The organism is Agrobacterium sp. rho-13.3 (assembly GCF_033957765.2).
Classification (GTDB): Bacteria; Pseudomonadota; Alphaproteobacteria; order Rhizobiales; family Rhizobiaceae; genus Agrobacterium.
Window position 1 is genome coordinate 2,129,310 of the sequence record NZ_CP192774.1, and the last position, 16,993, is coordinate 2,146,302.

The following is a 16,993-nucleotide window of genomic DNA, read 5'->3' on the forward strand; positions in this document are numbered from 1 at the left end:
TAAAAAAGCCGCCCGTAAAACGGACGGCTTTAAATTTTGCAATCAGATCAAAGGATCAGCGCGGCTGCGGCTCCAGACCGCCTTCGGCCTCGCCATCGCCCTTGGCTTCGTTCGAGCCATCCTTCTTCGAACCGGTCTTTGGCACAGCAGAACCGCGGCCCGGCGAATCATCACCCAGATCACGCGCAGGCTTTTCACCGCGAATCAGCGCCTTGATCTCTTCGCCCGTCAGCGTTTCATATTCCAGAAGACCTTCCGCAATGGCAACAAAGCCATCATGGTGATCCGTGAGAATACGGCGGGCTTCCGTGTAGGCGTCATCGATCAGGCGACGAACTTCGGTATCGATCGTTTTCGCGGTCGCTTCCGACACGTTCTTGGACTGCGAAACCGAATGACCAAGGAACACTTCCTGCTGGTTCTCACCGTATGCGACCTGACCGAGCGCATCAGAAAAGCCCCACTGCGTAACCATGGCGCGAGCAAGCTTGGTGGCCTGTTCAATGTCCGAAGACGCGCCCGACGTGATGTTTTCCTTGCCGAACGTCAGCTCTTCGGCGACACGGCCACCCATCATGATAATCAGACGCGACACCATCCACTTGTAGCTCATGGAATAGCGGTCGCCTTCCGGCAACTGCATGACCATGCCCAGCGCACGACCACGCGGAATGATCGTCGCCTTGTGCAACGGATCAGCCAGCGGAACCTTGAGCGCCGTAATGGCGTGACCGGCCTCATGATAGGCCGTCAGTTTCTTTTCGGCTTCGGTCATGGCGGACGAGCGGCGCTCGGCACCCATCATGATCTTGTCCTTGGCATCTTCAAATTCAGCCATCGTGACAACGCGCTTGTTGCGGCGTGCAGCCATCAACGCAGCTTCGTTGACGAGGTTCATCAGGTCGGCACCGGAAAAACCGGGCGTACCACGTGCCAGAACCTTGAGATCGACATTCGGTGCCAGCGGCACGTTGCGAACGTGAACTTTCAGAATGCGCTCACGACCAACGATATCCGGGTTGGGCACAACAACCTGACGGTCGAAACGGCCCGGACGCAGAAGTGCTGGGTCAAGAACGTCTGGGCGGTTGGTGGCGGCAATCAGGATAATACCCTCATTCGCCTCAAAGCCGTCCATCTCAACCAGCAACTGGTTCAGCGTCTGCTCGCGCTCATCGTTACCGCCGCCAAGACCGGCACCACGGTGGCGGCCAACGGCGTCGATTTCGTCGATGAAGATGATGCAAGGCGCGTTTTTCTTGGCCTGCTCGAACATGTCACGCACGCGGCTTGCGCCAACGCCGACGAACATTTCCACAAAGTCCGAACCGGAAATCGTGAAGAACGGCACGTTGGCTTCGCCCGCAACGGAGCGCGCCAGCAAGGTTTTACCCGTACCAGGAGGGCCGACAAGCAGCACACCACGAGGAATTTTGCCGCCCAGACGCTGGAACTTCTGCGGGTCGCGCAGGAATTCAACGATTTCTTCCAGATCCTGTTTGGCTTCATCCACGCCTGCAACATCGTCAAACGTCACACGTCCATGTGCTTCGGTCAGAAGCTTGGCTTTGGATTTGCCAAAGCCCATGGCGCCGCGCGAACCACCCTGCATCTGCCGCATGAAAAACAGCCAGACGCCGAGAATGAGGAACATTGGCAGCAACGTGCCAAGATAGCTCAGGAAGCCGGACGAACCATCGCTTTCAGGACGCGCCACGATCGTGACGTTCTTGGCCTGAAGACGGCCCATCAGCGCGTCGTCAATCACAGGAGAATAGGTCTGAAACGCAGTGCCATTTTCGGTGTAGGTTCCAAGAACCCGGTTGCCGGTGACAGTGACATCACGCACACGCCCGCTGTCCACATCGCGAAGGAATTGCGAATACGGAATCTCTCTCGAGCTCGATTGTGACGGCGACGATTGGAACATGCTGAACAACGCGATCAGCAACAGAGCAATCACTGCCCACAAGGCGAAATTTCTAAAATTTGGGTTCATCGAACTCCCCGAACTGCAACGGGCAAATGCGCGCCCGCCATTATGTTGACCCTAACATAAGGAGGACAGTTGCCGTTGCCAAGGCAGCGAGGGGAATGAGATGTGATTTGAGGTAAAAACTCTGAGAAAAATCGACGTAAAGAAGCGCTAACGTTTAAACCGGAGGCTGCGGGTAGGCTGAACGACCCAAAAGATGCGCTATGGCGTTTGCCAACCCAATATCCAAACGCGGCAGAAAAAGATCATATGGCGCCAGCATGGGACGGATTGTCACACCGCCGCTGTCATCTTGAAACACCGGCATGGTTTGCCAGGCACGCGTCGCAACGCCGGAAGGAACAGACGATGGAAAGTTCACCAGCATGTTCGGCACTGATGCGACACCAGAACCGCCGACAACCACATCGACCGCAGACGTATTGGTGACTTCAAACCGCTCATCCCAGACCCCAGTTGCGCCAGCCGAAATATGCAGCGACGGAACATCTCTGTTTTCCCGCACCAGATAAAGTCCCTCCTTGCGACGGTCGAACACAACGCGGCTGGCCGTCACCCTGCCCGGCTGACCTTTGCCAACAAACGCCATAACCCGATCCATGCTGTCCGCAGACACTGCAAACCGCCGCCCACCGATCACCGAAGCCAGCGCGGAAAGTGCATATCGCAAAATCGCAGGCTCCTCGCGCAATCCTTCAGCACGGATTTTGATCAGGCTCTGATGATGAGATTCGGTGTGTCTTTCAATCAGTTGGGCCGCCAGTGCAGAAAGTTCAGACCGCTTGCGCGCGTGATCAATCACCTCGACAGGCACTTCAGCAGGAAGGTTGCGCATTCGCACCCGCTCATATTTGGCATCGTCGTTGCTGGGATCATCGTACCAAGTCTGACCATGATCGGCCAAAAAATCTCGAATATCTTGCCGCGTGGAGTTGAGGAAGGGCCGCACGATCCAGTGGCGACCGTGATAAAGAACCGCATCCGCCATGCCAGCCAGACCCAGATTATCCTCCCGCACACTGCGGGCACTACGCATCGCAATCGTTTCCTGCTGATCGCCCTGCGTATGGCCGACCACGATCAGGTCCGTACGCATTTCACCGGCAACCGCGCCAATCAATGAATATCGCGCAAGCCGCGCCGCCGCCGAAATTCCGGTTTTGGGCTTTGGTTCATCCCACCGGCGAACATGGTGCACGATGCCGAATTGCGCGCAAAGCGCTGCCACACCGCGCGCTTCCTCTGCCGCTTCGGGGCGAAGCGCGTGGTCGATGGTCACAGCTTGGAGAGAAATATCGTCTCTGCCCGCATCGCCTATGGCCAGATGCAAAGCCAGTAACAAACCGGTGGAATCGCTGCCGCCTGAAATTGCAACGAGAATACGGGTGGGCTTTTGAATTTTTTTTATAAACAGCCGCGCTGCCTCAAGGGGCGCAAGCGGCTTTAACAAAGATGACATCGCCGCGGGACCGGGCGCGGGCTGGATTAACAGCTCAGACGTTTTTGCTCGCTGGTGACTTTGCCAAGAACGGTTTTGGACGCGCTAGGATAACGCTTTGGCACTTCGCGAAGTGTCGCGCAGGCGGTTTCCTTGTTGTCGAGGGCTGCCAGCGACATGCCAAGCTTCAAGAGCATCTCAGGTGCTTTGGGTGACTTGCTGTATGCCTGATGTGCGTTGAGGAACGTCTTTGCGGAATCGGTAAACTTGCCTTGCGAATATTGTGCTTCGCCAAGCCAGAAATTTGCATCCGCCGCTTTTCCGCCCTTCGGGTAGTCCTGAATATATTTGTCGAACCCCTGCTCCGCAGCTTTATAATCACCAGACAGGACGTGGCTGTAAGCAGCCTGATAGATATCGTTTTCGCTGGTCAGTGCTGCGGTGTTGACAGGATCGGGCGTAGAAGAGCGACCAGTTTCCACACCGGGCAGCTTGCCGGCAGAGTTGTTCGCATTCTGGTTCAAAGAACCGCCAATCGGCAGGCCGCGCGAATCAAGCTCGATGGAGCCGAGGGTGGTTTCGGCGGGCGCCGCATTGGAGCGCGGTGCCGTGGAGGTATGACCACCACCCATTGACGTTCCACTCCTTGAAGCGCCGTCGGGAGACGGCGTTTCAATGATGGTTGCAATGTCATCCGAAGGAGCCGCTGACGGAATGTCGGCCTCAGCCTTCTTTTTCGGCGCGGCTGGCGCGGACGCCTTTCCACTTTCAAGCTCCTGGAAACGGAACTCGTTGTCTTCCTGCGCTTTGCGGATAGTTTCCTGCATTTGCAGAAGCTGGAAACTCATTTCCTCAATACGACCATTCAATTGGCGAATCTGTTCTTCCAGCTGCTGCGCACGAACCGCATCGTTGCCCTGCATCTGCACATTCACCACCGGTGCCCGTTGCGAATTAACCGTACCGAAGGCCCCACCCGCACCAAACAGCGGCCCCGAAACGGCTGCGCCGCTCGAAGCCGTGAAGGTTGCTAGCCCCAGCAATCCCGCCACGACAAGTTTCTTCATCTTGCGTCCTGTCTCGTTGATTTGCGCCACAACGACGCAAAACCGGATTTTTTCCATATCGTTCAAAAAAGCAACTTAACTTCGGCCAAACTATGAAAAAAACAAAGGCGGCCCGAAGACCGCCTTTATATTTTCAATCAAAATGCCAGGTATCCACGCGGAAATCGGTTTCGATTTCGCAAAACTGGATAGATTAGAGCAACACACGCCGCTCTAACGCGGCAATTACATGCCTGCGCCACCCAATACGGTCACAGCACGACGGTTCTGCGACCAGCAGGAAATGTCATCGCACACCGCGACTGGACGTTCCTTACCGTAGGAAATCGTCTTCAGACGGTTTGCAGGAACGCCCTGCGAAGCCAAGAATTCCTTGGTAGCGGCTGCACGGCGTGCACCCAGCGCAAGGTTGTATTCGCGTGTGCCGCGTTCGTCGGCATGGCCTTCAACAGTGATGGCGTAGTTTGGATAACGAGACAGCCACTGTGCCTGACGCTGCAATGTCTGCTGGGCATCAGCACGGATGGATGTGCTATCGGTGTCGAAGAAGATGCGGTCGCCGACATTGACGGTGAAGTCCTGTGCAGAGCCAGGCGTTGCAGAACCTGCGCCACCGAGGCCAAGTTCGCCAGCGCTGTTCGGCATGTTCTTCTTGTTGGCGCAACCGGCCAAAGCCAGCGCGAGTGTCAGAGCGAGAACAGCCGGGTTACGAGCGAGTTTCTGCATTGGGCTGAGTGCCGAGGTTTGTGTACGGCTCATCGCCGGTCTCTCCTTAGAATTTCAGTAACGTTGCCAGACAATAACCGATTGCAGTTAATTGCCCCCAAACGATTATGGTTAACAGAAAGGAAATGTCCCGCTTTTTTTGCTCCCTCACAATATATTGCAGCAAGAAAACAGGGCAATTCCCGATGTACATGCGTAGAAAATATGACGGCAACCTTTTCATCGGATGCCGCCATCATGGCTAAATCAATCCAGGAGCGGCGACCAGGCCGGGTCGGACGCAAATGTCGGCGTCTTGACCAGCTGCTCGTTGTAACCCGTCAGATCGATGGAATAGAGCTGCGGACCACCCGAACCGGCATTCTGACGGAAGAACATCAAAACGCGACCGTTCGGTGCCCATGTCGGGCCTTCATTGTGGAAACCACTGGTCAGAATACGCTCACCAGAGCCATCTGGCTTCATCACACCGATGGAGAACTTGCCACCTGACTGCTTGGTAAAGGCAATCAGATCGCCGCGTGGAGACCATACCGGCGTAGAATAGGAGCCGTCACCGAAGGAAATGCGGGTCTGGCCAGAGCCATTGGCGCCCATCACGTAGATTTGCTGCCGACCGCCACGGTCACTTTCAAACGCAATGCGCTGACCATCCGGCGCATAGGACGGCGCCGTGTCGATGGCGCCGGTATTCGTCAACCGTGTCGTGGTGCGAGACCGCAGATCCATCGTGTAGATGTTGGCATTACCATCTTGCTGAAGGCTCATGATGACCTTCTGGCCATCTGGAGAGAAGCGTGGAGAGAACGTCATGCCGGGGAAATTGCCGACAACTTCGCGCTGTCCGGTTTCCAGCTGCAACAGGTAAACGCGCGGCTGTTGACCTTCAAACGACATGTACGTGACTTCCTGACGGCTTGGCGAGAAGCGCGGCGTCAGAACCAGGTCTTTCGTGTTGGTCAGGTTGCGAACGTTGAAACCATCCTGGTCCATGATGGACAATGCACGCTTGCGGTCGGTCTTCGGACCGCTTTCGGACACGAAAACAACGCGGGTGTCGAAGTAACCCTTCTCGCCCGTCACACGCTCATAGATCGCATCGGCGATGATATGGGCCACACGGCGCCAGTTTTCCGGCTGGGTAAAGAATTGCTGGCCCGCCATCTGCTGGCCCGCAAACGTATCCCACAAACGGAATTCCGCCCGCAGACGGCCATCCGCTTCTTTCGTCACACGGCCCGTCACCAGCGCCTGCGCGTTGATGACCTTCCAGTCTTCGAAACGTGGCTGCTGATCCGGGTTGCTGATCTTTTCGATGAACGCGTTTTTGTTGACCGGCGCAAAAAGACCGGAACGCTGAAGATCGGCAGCAATGACCTGCGAAACCTGCGCACCGATGCCATCAGCCGACATGAAATCGGTGATCGCAATGGGGAGCGGCTGGACGTTACCCTTGTTGATGTTGATCTGAACTTCAGCGTTCGCCGGTGTTACAGCAACGATCGAGAACAGCATGCCTGACGCAACCATTATTGCGCGAATGAGAGAGCACTTGATCATTTAGACAAGCCTTTCAGCTTCATACAAATTGTAAATCGATTTGGGTCTGCGTGTATGCATCGGTCCCAAACAGTCGGTTCAAAGAGCAAAGTCGGATGGGTCGAAGTTCAAGACCAGCGTATTCCATCCTTTTTCGCCGTCGTATTTTCCCGGAGGCAGATTTTGCAGTGGAGCGGACCTCAAAAGAGCACGGCGCGTGCTGCTTTCCACAGCCCGGCGCGTTCCATCCGGCCCGCCTGTAGCGGTAATCTCAGGCGTTCCGACAATATTGCCAGATTGGTCGAGTGAAACGCGGATAACCACCCGCACCTCGGAAACGCCCGTCAAGCCGGACACCATCGACCAGTTGCCCTGAATCTGGCCGCGAACATTGTCAATTTCGCTGGCGCTCAATCCGGTACCAATCGTTTTCTTCCCGCCAAGCGACGCCGTTTCCGTGGAGCGCTTCGCGCCGCCACCCGAAGGTGCCTGCTTGTTTAGCAAAGCGGAAATCTCGTCCGCATTAAATTCGCTGGCCTGAGACGCGGCAGACTTTGCGGTTTCCTGCTTGCGCTCTCCGGGCTTCTTATCGGACGGCTTCTCGTTCGATTTCGCCTGATCCGGTTTCTTTTCAGCCGGTTTTTCCGCGGGCTTCTGCTCGGCAGGTTTCTGTTCGGCCTGCGTTGGCGGCTCTGGCTTTACCTCAGGCGGCTGCGGACGGGAATTCGGTCGTGGCACATTCTGCGGCACGGGAATTTCGGCTGGTTCCTGGCTCTGCGGCGGAGGCTCTTGCGCCTGTTGCTCGACGGGCGGTTGTGCAGGCTTCGGCGGTGGCGTTACGTCCGGCTTCGGTGTGGGAAGAGAGGCCATTTCCTGTGGCTTCGGCGCAGAGGTTTCTTCCTTGACGATGTCTTTGACGTCGTTTGGCTTGGTATCGACAACCGGAGCAGGCTTTTCCTGTTTAGGCGGCGCAGCCGCACTCACATTGTTGTTGGGCTTTTCGGTCGGCGTTGGGGGGGCTTCAATATCATTGGTGTTGTTGCCGGCATGCTGCGCATTCGGCACCACATCCGGGCGATTGGTCGGAACGGGCGCGGACTTTTCAGCTTTAGGCGCATTCTTATCGCCCTGCTGAATTTGTGTCATCTCTTCCACGGACAGCAGCTCAACGGGCAGCGCCTCGGCTTGAGACACCTCTAACTGTGCCGGCGAGCCCAGAGAAACCAGGGCAAATGCCAGAAGCGAAGCGTGCACAATCGCAGATGTGGTAATGCTGCCCTTCATCGCTTTACGTCAATTGTCCTGTTTCTGTTGTGTGACGAGGCCGATATTCTTGAAGCCTGCGGACTGAATACGCGCCATCACATCTGCAACAACGCCGTAAGCAGCAACGGAATCTGCGCGCACGAAAATGCGTTCATTGTAGCCGGTGGTGGAAATGGCCTGAAGTTTGTCAGCCACTTCCGTGGCCTCGATCTGCGTTTCCTGCAAATGGATCTGTCCATTCGCATTGACGGAAATCGTGATCGGCTGTGTTTCTGAATTCAGCGCAGAGGCTGCCGTCTGCGGCAAATCCACAGGCACGCCGACCGTCATCATCGGTGCCGCCACCATGAAGATGATGAGCAGCACGAGCATGACGTCCACCAGTGGCGTCACGTTGATTTCACTGATCGCACCACCTCTGCGGCGCCCGCGACCCCGACGTCCACCGGAACCACCACCACCGCCGCCTGCTGACATACCCATAGTCTTTACTCCACTCGCTCAGTCGCGCTCTTACTGCGCTGCCTGACGGGTTTGCAGCTTCTCATCGATCTGGCGTGACAGAATTGCGGAGAATTCATCCGCAAAACCTTCCATCCGCGCATTGAGCTTGCCCGCATCGGCTGTAAACTTGTTGTAGGCGATAACCGCTGGAATAGCTGCGACCAGACCGATTGCCGTCGCCAGAAGCGCTTCGGCAATACCCGGTGCAACCACCGCAAGGTTGGTTGATTTGGAACCGGCAATCGCCTGGAACGATGTCATGATACCGATAACCGTACCGAACAGACCGATGAACGGGCCAGCCGAACCGATCGTCGCCAAAGAGCCGAGGCGGGCGTCAAAGGTCTCGCCTTCACGCGCCATGGTCACGTCCATCGCACGGTCGATACGCATCTGAAGACCGATGGGCGAACGTGCGCCGCGCTCGAAAGACTTCTTCCATTCGCGCATGGCCGCCACGAAAATTGCCGCAAGACCGGTGTTCTGGCGCTCTGCCAGCGTCCGGTATAGCTCTTCCAGCGACTGGCCCGACCAGAAAACCTGTTCGAACTGGTCGAACTGGCGTCTCGCCTTGCCGAAGCTCACATATTTGTCGATGACGATGGCCCACGTCCAAACCGAGGCGGCGATAAGGCCGATCATAACCAGCTTGACGATGAGGCCAGCCTGCATGAACAGAGCCCAAAGACTTACGTCGTGCGTTGCCGCTGCCAAACCTGCCTGTTCCATAAATATCCAATCCCCGAATCCAAACGCCCGGTGCATGACCGGGCGATTTAAACGCGCATCAACGTTTGAAGCCTGCGGCCACTGCCGAGAAACCCCTTGAGTCATGCCCCGATAATGCCATTACGCCTTCCTTGCCGGTAAATTTGGTAAAAGGAAGGCGTGCGGCGCACAAATACCGGATGGTTAAGTAAGACTACATTATGGTTAAGGGAGTGTTACTAAACTGGCACTTTAAAGTGGACCTGCATATTTCAGGGTTTTCTTAGAGTCTGCTTGGAAACTCGGCGGCAGAGAGCGGGTGGGTGATTTTTGTGTCTGACAAGGAGAAGATCGAAGGCGCTATCTTGTGATATCGGCAAGATTTTAGACGCAGGCAGGCACAAAAATCACCCACCGGATCGACCCGTCCGACGTTTTCAAGCAGACTCTCAGTTCATAAACTTTTCGGCAATCGTTTCCGGCAGCCTTCGCGGTCTACCCTTGGCATTGATCGCGGCAATAATCACTTTTGCAGCAACCAAAAGTGTTTCGCCTCGCCGGATTTCCTGATTGAGCACCATCTTCGCCCCACCCGCTTTTTCAGTCAGCGTGGTGATCGTCAAAACATCATCCATCCGCGCCGGCGTTTTGAAGTCGATTTCCATGCGGTGAACCACAAAAACCAACCCCTCCTCATCCGCCGTCAAAAGCGCGCTCTGTTCACAGCCAAGGCACCGCAGATAATCCGTGCGGCCACGCTCCAGAAAATGCAGATAACGGGCGTGATAAACCAGACCGGAAAAATCCGTGTCCTCATAATAAACCCGCTGCGTCAGCCGGTGCCCGTGTTCGATGAGTTCGCCAGACAACGATACGGTAAGGTCAGTCATGCCCTGTTCCCAAATTGTGTTTCTGCGCGACACCTTCCCGAACAATACAATGCTCATACCGCTCCGGCAGTCGATCAATGTTCTGCGCAATAAAGGTGGGCCGCAAATCGTTCTCACGCAAAGCAGAAGGTGTCGCCGGCAACCAGCGAAATTCCACCTCTACGCCATCGACAACCCGGTGAACGATCTCGCTCTCATGGAACGGAAAGTCAGCTTCCAGATGCAGCAGATAATAAAAGGCCAATTCATGCGCATCATATTCGCCGTAACGGAAGAAGTTTTCAGCCGTCCATAAAAGGCGATCAATCCGCGCCTCCACATGCAGCTCTTCCCCAATCTCCCGCAGAATAGTCTCTTCCGAGCTTTCACCAATTTCCGCCCGCCCACCGGGAAGCGCCCAATAGCGGTCGGCAACACTCCGGTTCACCAAGAGATATCCGTTGTGAAAGATCAGCCCAGCCACACGAAAACTGAAAAACTGCGGCTTGTGGTCAAGCCGGATCATGTGGCGTTCAGCGGAATGGCTCATTTGTCGTCCAGATTGCCGTCATTCCAGACCACATGCTTCGTGGACGCCGGAAGGTTTTCGATTTCACCGGCGATGAAATAGGGCGGAATGTCCAGCGTCGTCAACGCCTCCTTGGTCGCCTTCACCCAGCGAAATTCCAGCGCATTGTCGCCGTCCTGAACGCGATGAACGATTTCTTGTTCATGGAAAGGAAATGTCTGCGGCAGGTCCATCAGGTAATAAAAACCAAGCTCGTGCCAGTCTTTGCCCTCATAATGAAAGAAATTTTCCACCACCCAGACGAGCCGTCCGACCTGAACCTCAGCGTTAAGTTCCTCCACCATTTCCCGCGCCAACGTCTCTTCCGATCGCTCACCCATTTCGGCACGCCCACCCGGAAACGTCCAGAATTTTTCATGCGCCGCACGGTGCACCAGCACATGCCCATCGCGAAACGCAATGCCGGCCACCCGCATCTGAAAAAGGCGCTTCGGCTTGAATTTTATGCGGATACGTTTGTCTTCACTCATGCGGTCGGCCCTGGAAACATCAAATCATCTTCCGTCCAACCTAGCGCGTCCATTTCCAATTTGCGAACCCCGGCATCATCACCCACAATAAATTCATCCAGTTGCGGCGGCTTGATCGCTGTTCCAGACAGCATCGCATGCACCTGCCCACGATGATGCGTCTGGTGCTGGAACAGATGTGTCAGAATATCGTCGGAGCGATCCTGTTGTATACGTTCTCCGCGATGAACCTGCACTGCGGCGCAAAGATCATCCGCTTTCAGTCCATCAACAAAAACGATCAGGTCGCTATCCAGTTTCGCCTGTGCATCCTGCAAGTCGACAGCGGTGGCGTAAGGCTCTTCCCACTCAAAGGCCGCATGTCCCAAAGTGCCGCCCTTCAGCGCGTCGAAATAAAACACATCGACCAGATGAATATGGTTCAAGGTTGCGCGAATGCTGGGAAAGAAGCTGGTCCGTGGAGCAACAAACTCCTCCTGGGAAAGCTTAAGACATTCACTGTGCAGCCGAAAATTGGCAAGGCGATTGTTTCGCGCCAGTTTCCTGAACACACGACAGAGATCATAACTCATAGCGCGCCCAATTCACGTCACCCCAATTCTTGCAACTCCGAATGGCTTTTCAAAACCCGCCCACCATCCTCCTGCTCAATCAGATAGGCGGGTTCATCTTTGCTGGCCTTGCGCTTGATGACGGAGCCTTCAATCTTGCGCTCCTTGCAAAGAACGGAAATGACGGGGCAACGAGATTGTTCCTCAAGCCTCTCCCAGATCGATCACCACAATCTCGGGCGGCGACATGAAACGGATTGGCGCGCCAGAGCAACCGAGGCCGCCGGAAACGATGAGATTTCGATTATCCTCCACCACATGCCCGTAAGCAAAACGCTCGCCAAAACGCGAGGGAACGACCGGACGCCAGCCAAACAGGTTGACCTGACCACCGTGGGTATGTCCGGAAAGCGTCAGCGAAACACGCTCCGGCACCGATATGAAAATATCCGGCTCATGTGCCAGCAGAATAATGGGCGCATCGTCGGTAATCTGCGCCAATGTTGCCGGAAGGTCATCCAGCCCGGTGCGTCTTCGTCCCTGAAGGTAAGCCCATTGATCTTCAAGACCGGCAATCCAGAATGGATGTTCGGGCGAACCAGACCGCACCGCGTCGTTGGAATGAACATGGATGCCCACTGCCCGCAACGCACGGTGTGCGACGGTTTCCTTCAGCCGCAGTCTCTGGGCCTCCGGGTCCTGCCACCAGTCATGATTGCCGCATATCGCGTGGACGCCGTAGGGCGCTTTTAATCCCGCCAGTGCCTGCGCCCACTCTTCGGGTTGCACCGTGCCAGTCACAAACTTCATGCCCGACATATAATCGCCGAGCAGCAACGTGATGTCGCCGCCCAGCGTGTTGGCGTAATCGCAAATCTTCGCTATTCGCTCTGCCGACATCCAAGGCTCACACGCGTGAATATCTGCCAGCGCCACGATGCGCAAACGCTGCCCGGATGGCCAATTGGGTGGGTTGATCCGGTAACGCGTCGTCGAAAGCCTCGCCAGTGGTTCAATACCACCGGCATACGCGCCGAGAGAAAAAAGCCCCGCCGCCATGGTCGCAGCCGTCTTGAGCAATGTCCGACGACTGATCAAAGCTATTCGTCCTCCAACGTCATACGAAACTGCGCCGCTTCCAAATCTTTCGGCGGCTGCAAGCCGAGATGCTTCCACGCGGTCGGTGTTAAAATACGGCCGCGCGGTGTACGCTGAATGAAGCCCTGCTGGATCATATAAGGCTCAATAATGTCCTCGATCGCATCACGCGGTTCGGAAAGCCCCGCCGCAATCGTTTCGATCCCCACCGGTCCGCCACCGAAATTCACCGCGATCATGGTCAGATAGCGCATGTCCAGCTGATCAAGCCCCATATTGTCCACGAGCAACCGCGTCAGCGCCTCATCGGCAATTTCACGCGTTACCGCTTCCACCCTTGCCACTTCGGCAAAGTCACGCACACGGCGCAACAGTCGGCCAGCAATGCGGGGCGTGCCACGCGCACGGCGGGCGATTTCACGCGCGCCTTCATCGGTCATCGGCAAACCCATCAACCGCGCACCACGCCGCACGATCAGCTCCAGCTCATCCACCGTGTAGAATGACAGTCGAACCGGAATGCCGAAACGATCCCGCAACGGATTGGTCAAAAGCCCGAGACGGGTCGTGGCCGCAACCAGCGTAAACTTCGAGAGATCGATCTTGACCGACCGCGCCGCCGGACCTTCGCCGATGATTAGGTCCAGTTGAAAATCCTCCATCGCCGGATAGAGAATTTCTTCCACTGCCGGGCTGAGACGATGGATTTCGTCGATAAACAGAACATCACGCTCTTCAAGATTGGTCAGCAGCGCCGCCAAATCCCCCGCTTTGGCGATGACCGGACCGGACGTGGAGCGAAAATTGACACCCAATTCCTTGGCCATAATCTGCGCCAGCGTGGTCTTGCCAAGGCCGGGCGGACCCACAAACAGAACGTGGTCCAGCGCCTCGCCACGGTTTTTCGCCGCCTCGATAAAAATCTTCAGATTGGCCCGTGCTTCCGACTGACCGGTAAAATCATCCAGCGTTTGCGGGCGCAGCGTGGTGTCGATATCCTCGCCGCGTTTCTCGGACGAAATCAGCCTTGCCGCCTCGCTCATGTTAAAAGTTCCATTCCCGGCACTGTGCTGGCCGCAACATTGTCGAACGTCATCGTCTTATCGCATCCGCGCTCACGGTTTTTCAGGGAAATAAAAATATCCGTAAACTCCTCGGAGTTCCGCTCCATCTCATCCAGCACCAACTCAATGACGTTCTCGTCTTCAAGCACGATATTGTCAGAATCAAGCAGACCCGAAAGGACGCGCTTCAACTCATCCCTCGTCATCTTGGCGTGCCGACGCGCCGTCCAGATAAATTCCATCAAAACAGTCGCGTTGATAAAACCGGGATTATCTTGCGATAGCCCTCCAAAGAGTTTCAGCGCCTTCCGAGATTGCTCCACATCGTCCTGAAGAACCAGACGCAGAAGAATGTTAGTATCGATGCCGATCATTTGGTCTTGATCACATGATCAACAACCGCATTCGCAATCACCGCATCCATGTCGCCTATCTCAAGCATTTCGGCACCGGGTCTATGCAGAATTCCGGCCAGCTCCGCCGCTTTTCGATTTTTGGCCCGGAGGGTGACCTCACCATTGCGCACAACATAGCGAATACGGTCTCCTGATTTCAAACTCAGAAGCTCCCTCACTTCGGCAGGCACCGTGGTCTGGCCTTTTGATGTCATCGTTCCATAAAAGACATTCATTCGATCGCTCCTTACATTTTCACAATAGTAAGGAATGTGAAAAATAGCAAGGATTCACCGCGAAAGCTCCTTCAAACCAAGCCGGATCAACTTGGCGCTATCGGCACCCTCACCGCCATTTTTCAATGCTGCGGCAACGGCGTTTGCGGCTTGGTCGCGGGAATAACCGAGATTGGTCAGCGCAGACACGGCATCGGCAACGGGTGCAGGCGCTACCCCTTCGCTCAGTTCCTGTTTGAATCCAATGGCGCCCGATGCTTCACCCGCAAATGCAGGAGCCTTGTTGCGAAGCTCCGTCACGATACGGATCGCCACTTTGGGGCCGACACCCGGCGCACGCGACACAACAACCTTGTCCTGGAGCGCGATAGCATTGGCCAGTTCGGATGGCGTCAAAGTCGAAAGCACCGCCAGTGCGACCTTGGAGCCCACACCTTGCACGCTTTGCAGCAGGTTGAACCACTCCCGCTCCAACGCAGTGGTGAAACCGAAAAGCTTCAACTGGTCTTCGCGCACATAGGTTTCGATGAAAAGCACGACGGCTTCCCCCGCAGACCCGAGCCGCGACAAGGTGCGCGCCGAACAATGCGCGACGTAACACACGCCATGCACATCGACGAGCACATGGTCGTCGCCGATTTCATCGATTGTGCCTTTGAGTTTCCCGATCATCATGACGCTTTCAATATAAAAAAATTAGCTGGCGGCCAGAACGCGCCGCATCCGGTCGCTGACGCGATTGTGAGCGTGGCAAATGGCAATTGCCAGAGCATCCGCCGCGTCATTGCCCTTGAATTCGGCCTTGGGCATCAGGATTTTCAGCATCATGTGGATTTGCTTCTTGTCGCCATGACCCACGCCGATCACGGATTTTTTGACGGCATTCGGTGCATATTCCGACACCGGCAAGCCCGCCCGCGCCGGAACCAGCATCGCAATGCCACGCGCCTGCCCCAGCTTCAACGTCGCCACAGCGTCCTTGTTCACGAAGGTCTGTTCTACCGCCGCTTCATCGGGCTGATGCGAATGCACGATTTCCGCCAAGCCATCATGCAACTGGCAAAGGCGCGAGGCCAGATCCATATCGCCATCGGACGTGACTGTTCCAGACGCCACAAAACGCAGGCTGTTGCCCAGCGTTTCTATGATGCCCCAGCCCATTCGCCTCAGCCCCGGATCAATCCCGATAATTCGAATCGCGTTCTGCATGCTTCACCCTATCCTTGAGTGACAAAACCTGCCAGCGATAAGTGAACAAAACGACAACATCCCTCAATGGAAAGGCGTTGGCTGCCAAAGGTTAAGACCTTTTCATCGGAGTTCCGATGTTTTCTCGCCCGCCGAAGAACAAGTTTTTCTGACACCACGATCAATTCGACGCGACTGCACTGGCAAATTCCGCAGTGCAACTTACATCGGGATAAACACGATAAAGCGCTGAGGAGCGTCCTATGATTCCCTTTTCCATTCTCGACCTCTCTCCCATCGGTGAGGGCGAAAACGCGAGCAAGGCGCTTGAAAACTCTCGCCGCATGGCCATCAAGGCCGAAGAACACGGCTATGAGCGCATCTGGCTTGCAGAACATCACGGCATGCCGGGCATTGCCAGCGCCGCGACATCGCTCGTTATTGCCCATGTCGGTGCTGCCACATCACGCATTCGAGTCGGTTCCGGCGGTATCATGCTGCCAAACCACTCACCGCTGGTCATTGCCGAACAGTTTGGCACCCTGGCCGCCCTGCTGCCGGGCCGTGTCGATCTGGGCCTTGGTCGCGCACCGGGAACGGACATGCGCACCGCCCGCGCGCTTCGCCGCAATCTGGATGCCGGTGCCGAAAACTTCCCGCACGATATCGTTGAATTACAGCGCTATCTCGGCGAACCGGAACCGGATCAGGCCATTCTGGCCGTGCCGGGCATGAATTCTCATGTGCCGATTTTCCTGCTTGGCTCCAGCGTGTACAGCGCCCATTTGGCCGCTGCCTTTGGCCTGCCCTATTCCTTCGCTTCACACTTTGCGCCGGATATGTTGATGGATGCCATCGCCATCTACCGCGAACGCTTCCAGCCGTCGGCAACACTGCAAAAGCCATACGTGATGGTCGGCGTGATGGGCGTAGGTGCCGATACGGATGAGGAAGCGGAATATCTCTTCACGTCCGCGCAGCAGCAATTCGTCAATCTGCGCAAAAATGTCCGCACCCAGTTTCCAAAGCCCGTGGAAAGCATGGACGGTCACTGGAGTGATATGGAGCGCATTACTGTCGATCACACGCTGCGATATGCAACCGTCGGCTCGCACGCCACAATCGAGCGGAAACTGGCTGACTTTCTTTCCGACACTGGCGCAGATGAACTGATTATCTCCATGCCCATCCACAGCATTGAAAAACGCCTGCGCTCCGTCGAGGTTTTCTCAGAGGTGCGTGGTGGATTGAAAATAGCGGCCTGAAAGCAAAGGCCCCGGAGCATCGCT

At 55.9% G+C, this 16,993-nt stretch carries 20 protein-coding genes; 1 reads left to right on the forward strand and 19 read right to left on the reverse strand.

The genetic code is table 11. From position 1 onward, the window contains the following. Positions 1-55: 55 nt before the first annotated feature. The 19 genes from ftsH to ruvC all read right to left on the reverse strand — a co-directional run bounded on the left by ftsH (position 56) and on the right by ruvC (position 15,725). Positions 56-1,999 (reverse strand): ATP-dependent zinc metalloprotease FtsH, encoded by a 1,944-nt coding sequence (ftsH, locus tag RMR16_RS10580; protein ID WP_320198263.1) that lies wholly within the window; start codon positions 1,997-1,999, stop codon positions 56-58. A gap of 154 nt (positions 2,000-2,153) precedes the next feature. Further along, positions 2,154-3,455, reverse strand: a complete 1,302-nt coding sequence (tilS, locus tag RMR16_RS10585) for a tRNA lysidine(34) synthetase TilS (protein WP_320198262.1) — start codon at positions 3,453-3,455, stop codon at positions 2,154-2,156. Between the two features lie 26 nt (positions 3,456-3,481). Then, positions 3,482-4,501 (reverse strand): tol-pal system protein YbgF, encoded by a 1,020-nt coding sequence (gene ybgF, locus RMR16_RS10590; RefSeq protein WP_320198261.1) that lies wholly within the window; start codon positions 4,499-4,501, stop codon positions 3,482-3,484. 225 nt (positions 4,502-4,726) lie between these two features. Beyond that, positions 4,727-5,260: a peptidoglycan-associated lipoprotein Pal gene (pal, locus tag RMR16_RS10595; RefSeq protein ID WP_320198260.1), complete on the reverse strand. Its 534-nt coding sequence runs from the start codon at positions 5,258-5,260 to the stop codon at positions 4,727-4,729. A gap of 213 nt (positions 5,261-5,473) precedes the next feature. Further along, entirely contained in the window at positions 5,474-6,787 is a 1,314-nt protein-coding gene (tolB, locus tag RMR16_RS10600) for a Tol-Pal system beta propeller repeat protein TolB (protein ID WP_320198259.1), read from the reverse strand. A gap of 78 nt (positions 6,788-6,865) precedes the next feature. Beyond that, positions 6,866-8,050 (reverse strand): hypothetical protein, encoded by a 1,185-nt coding sequence (locus RMR16_RS10605; RefSeq protein WP_320198258.1) that lies wholly within the window; start codon positions 8,048-8,050, stop codon positions 6,866-6,868. A 9-nt stretch (positions 8,051-8,059) separates the two neighbouring features. Continuing rightward, positions 8,060-8,515 carry a protein TolR gene (gene tolR, locus RMR16_RS10610; RefSeq protein ID WP_320198257.1) on the reverse strand — a complete coding sequence of 152 codons (456 nt, stop codon included), beginning with the start codon at positions 8,513-8,515 and terminating at the stop codon, positions 8,060-8,062. A 30-nt stretch (positions 8,516-8,545) separates the two neighbouring features. Then, the gene (tolQ, locus tag RMR16_RS10615) at positions 8,546-9,265 is read right to left on the reverse strand and encodes a protein TolQ (RefSeq protein ID WP_320198256.1); all 720 of its coding nucleotides are present in this window, start codon (positions 9,263-9,265) and stop codon (positions 8,546-8,548) included. A gap of 428 nt (positions 9,266-9,693) precedes the next feature. Continuing rightward, positions 9,694-10,134 carry a tol-pal system-associated acyl-CoA thioesterase gene (ybgC, locus tag RMR16_RS10620; RefSeq protein WP_320198255.1) on the reverse strand — a complete coding sequence of 147 codons (441 nt, stop codon included), beginning with the start codon at positions 10,132-10,134 and terminating at the stop codon, positions 9,694-9,696. Continuing rightward, positions 10,127-10,663 (reverse strand): NUDIX hydrolase, encoded by a 537-nt coding sequence (locus tag RMR16_RS10625; protein ID WP_320198254.1) that lies wholly within the window; start codon positions 10,661-10,663, stop codon positions 10,127-10,129. The genes ybgC and RMR16_RS10625 overlap by 8 nt, the downstream gene beginning before the upstream one ends. Beyond that, entirely contained in the window at positions 10,660-11,172 is a 513-nt protein-coding gene (locus tag RMR16_RS10630) for an NUDIX hydrolase (RefSeq protein ID WP_320198253.1), read from the reverse strand. Before RMR16_RS10630 ends, RMR16_RS10625 begins: the two co-directional genes overlap by 4 nt. Further along, entirely contained in the window at positions 11,169-11,744 is a 576-nt protein-coding gene (locus RMR16_RS10635) for a DinB family protein (RefSeq protein ID WP_320198252.1), read from the reverse strand. The genes RMR16_RS10630 and RMR16_RS10635 overlap by 4 nt, the downstream gene beginning before the upstream one ends. Positions 11,745-11,761: 17 nt before the next feature. Beyond that, a complete protein-coding gene (locus RMR16_RS10640; RefSeq protein ID WP_432354647.1) occupies positions 11,762-11,944 on the reverse strand; it encodes a DUF2945 domain-containing protein in 183 nt (60 codons plus the stop codon). After that, positions 11,928-12,821, reverse strand: a complete 894-nt coding sequence (locus RMR16_RS10645; protein ID WP_413785953.1) for a metallophosphoesterase — start codon at positions 12,819-12,821, stop codon at positions 11,928-11,930. The genes RMR16_RS10640 and RMR16_RS10645 overlap by 17 nt, the downstream gene beginning before the upstream one ends. Before the next feature lie 2 nt (positions 12,822-12,823). After that, a complete protein-coding gene (gene ruvB / locus RMR16_RS10650; RefSeq protein WP_320198251.1) occupies positions 12,824-13,864 on the reverse strand; it encodes a Holliday junction branch migration DNA helicase RuvB in 1,041 nt (346 codons plus the stop codon). Then, a complete protein-coding gene (locus tag RMR16_RS10655) occupies positions 13,861-14,259 on the reverse strand; it encodes a PIN domain-containing protein (protein ID WP_320198250.1) in 399 nt (132 codons plus the stop codon). The genes ruvB and RMR16_RS10655 overlap by 4 nt, the downstream gene beginning before the upstream one ends. Next, positions 14,256-14,516, reverse strand: a complete 261-nt coding sequence (locus RMR16_RS10660; protein WP_320198249.1) for an AbrB/MazE/SpoVT family DNA-binding domain-containing protein — start codon at positions 14,514-14,516, stop codon at positions 14,256-14,258. Before RMR16_RS10660 ends, RMR16_RS10655 begins: the two co-directional genes overlap by 4 nt. A 54-nt stretch (positions 14,517-14,570) precedes the next feature. Then, positions 14,571-15,188, reverse strand: coding sequence for a Holliday junction branch migration protein RuvA (gene ruvA / locus RMR16_RS10665; RefSeq protein ID WP_320198538.1), 618 nt, complete (start codon positions 15,186-15,188; stop codon positions 14,571-14,573). Positions 15,189-15,212: 24 nt separating this feature from the next. Continuing rightward, positions 15,213-15,725, reverse strand: a complete 513-nt coding sequence (gene ruvC / locus RMR16_RS10670) for a crossover junction endodeoxyribonuclease RuvC (RefSeq protein ID WP_320198248.1) — start codon at positions 15,723-15,725, stop codon at positions 15,213-15,215. Between the two features lie 242 nt (positions 15,726-15,967). Here ruvC and RMR16_RS10675 point away from each other — a divergent pair, with 242 nt between their 5' ends. Next, entirely contained in the window at positions 15,968-16,969 is a 1,002-nt protein-coding gene (locus tag RMR16_RS10675) for an LLM class flavin-dependent oxidoreductase (RefSeq protein WP_320198247.1), read from the forward strand. The last annotated feature ends 24 nt before the right edge of the window (positions 16,970-16,993 follow it).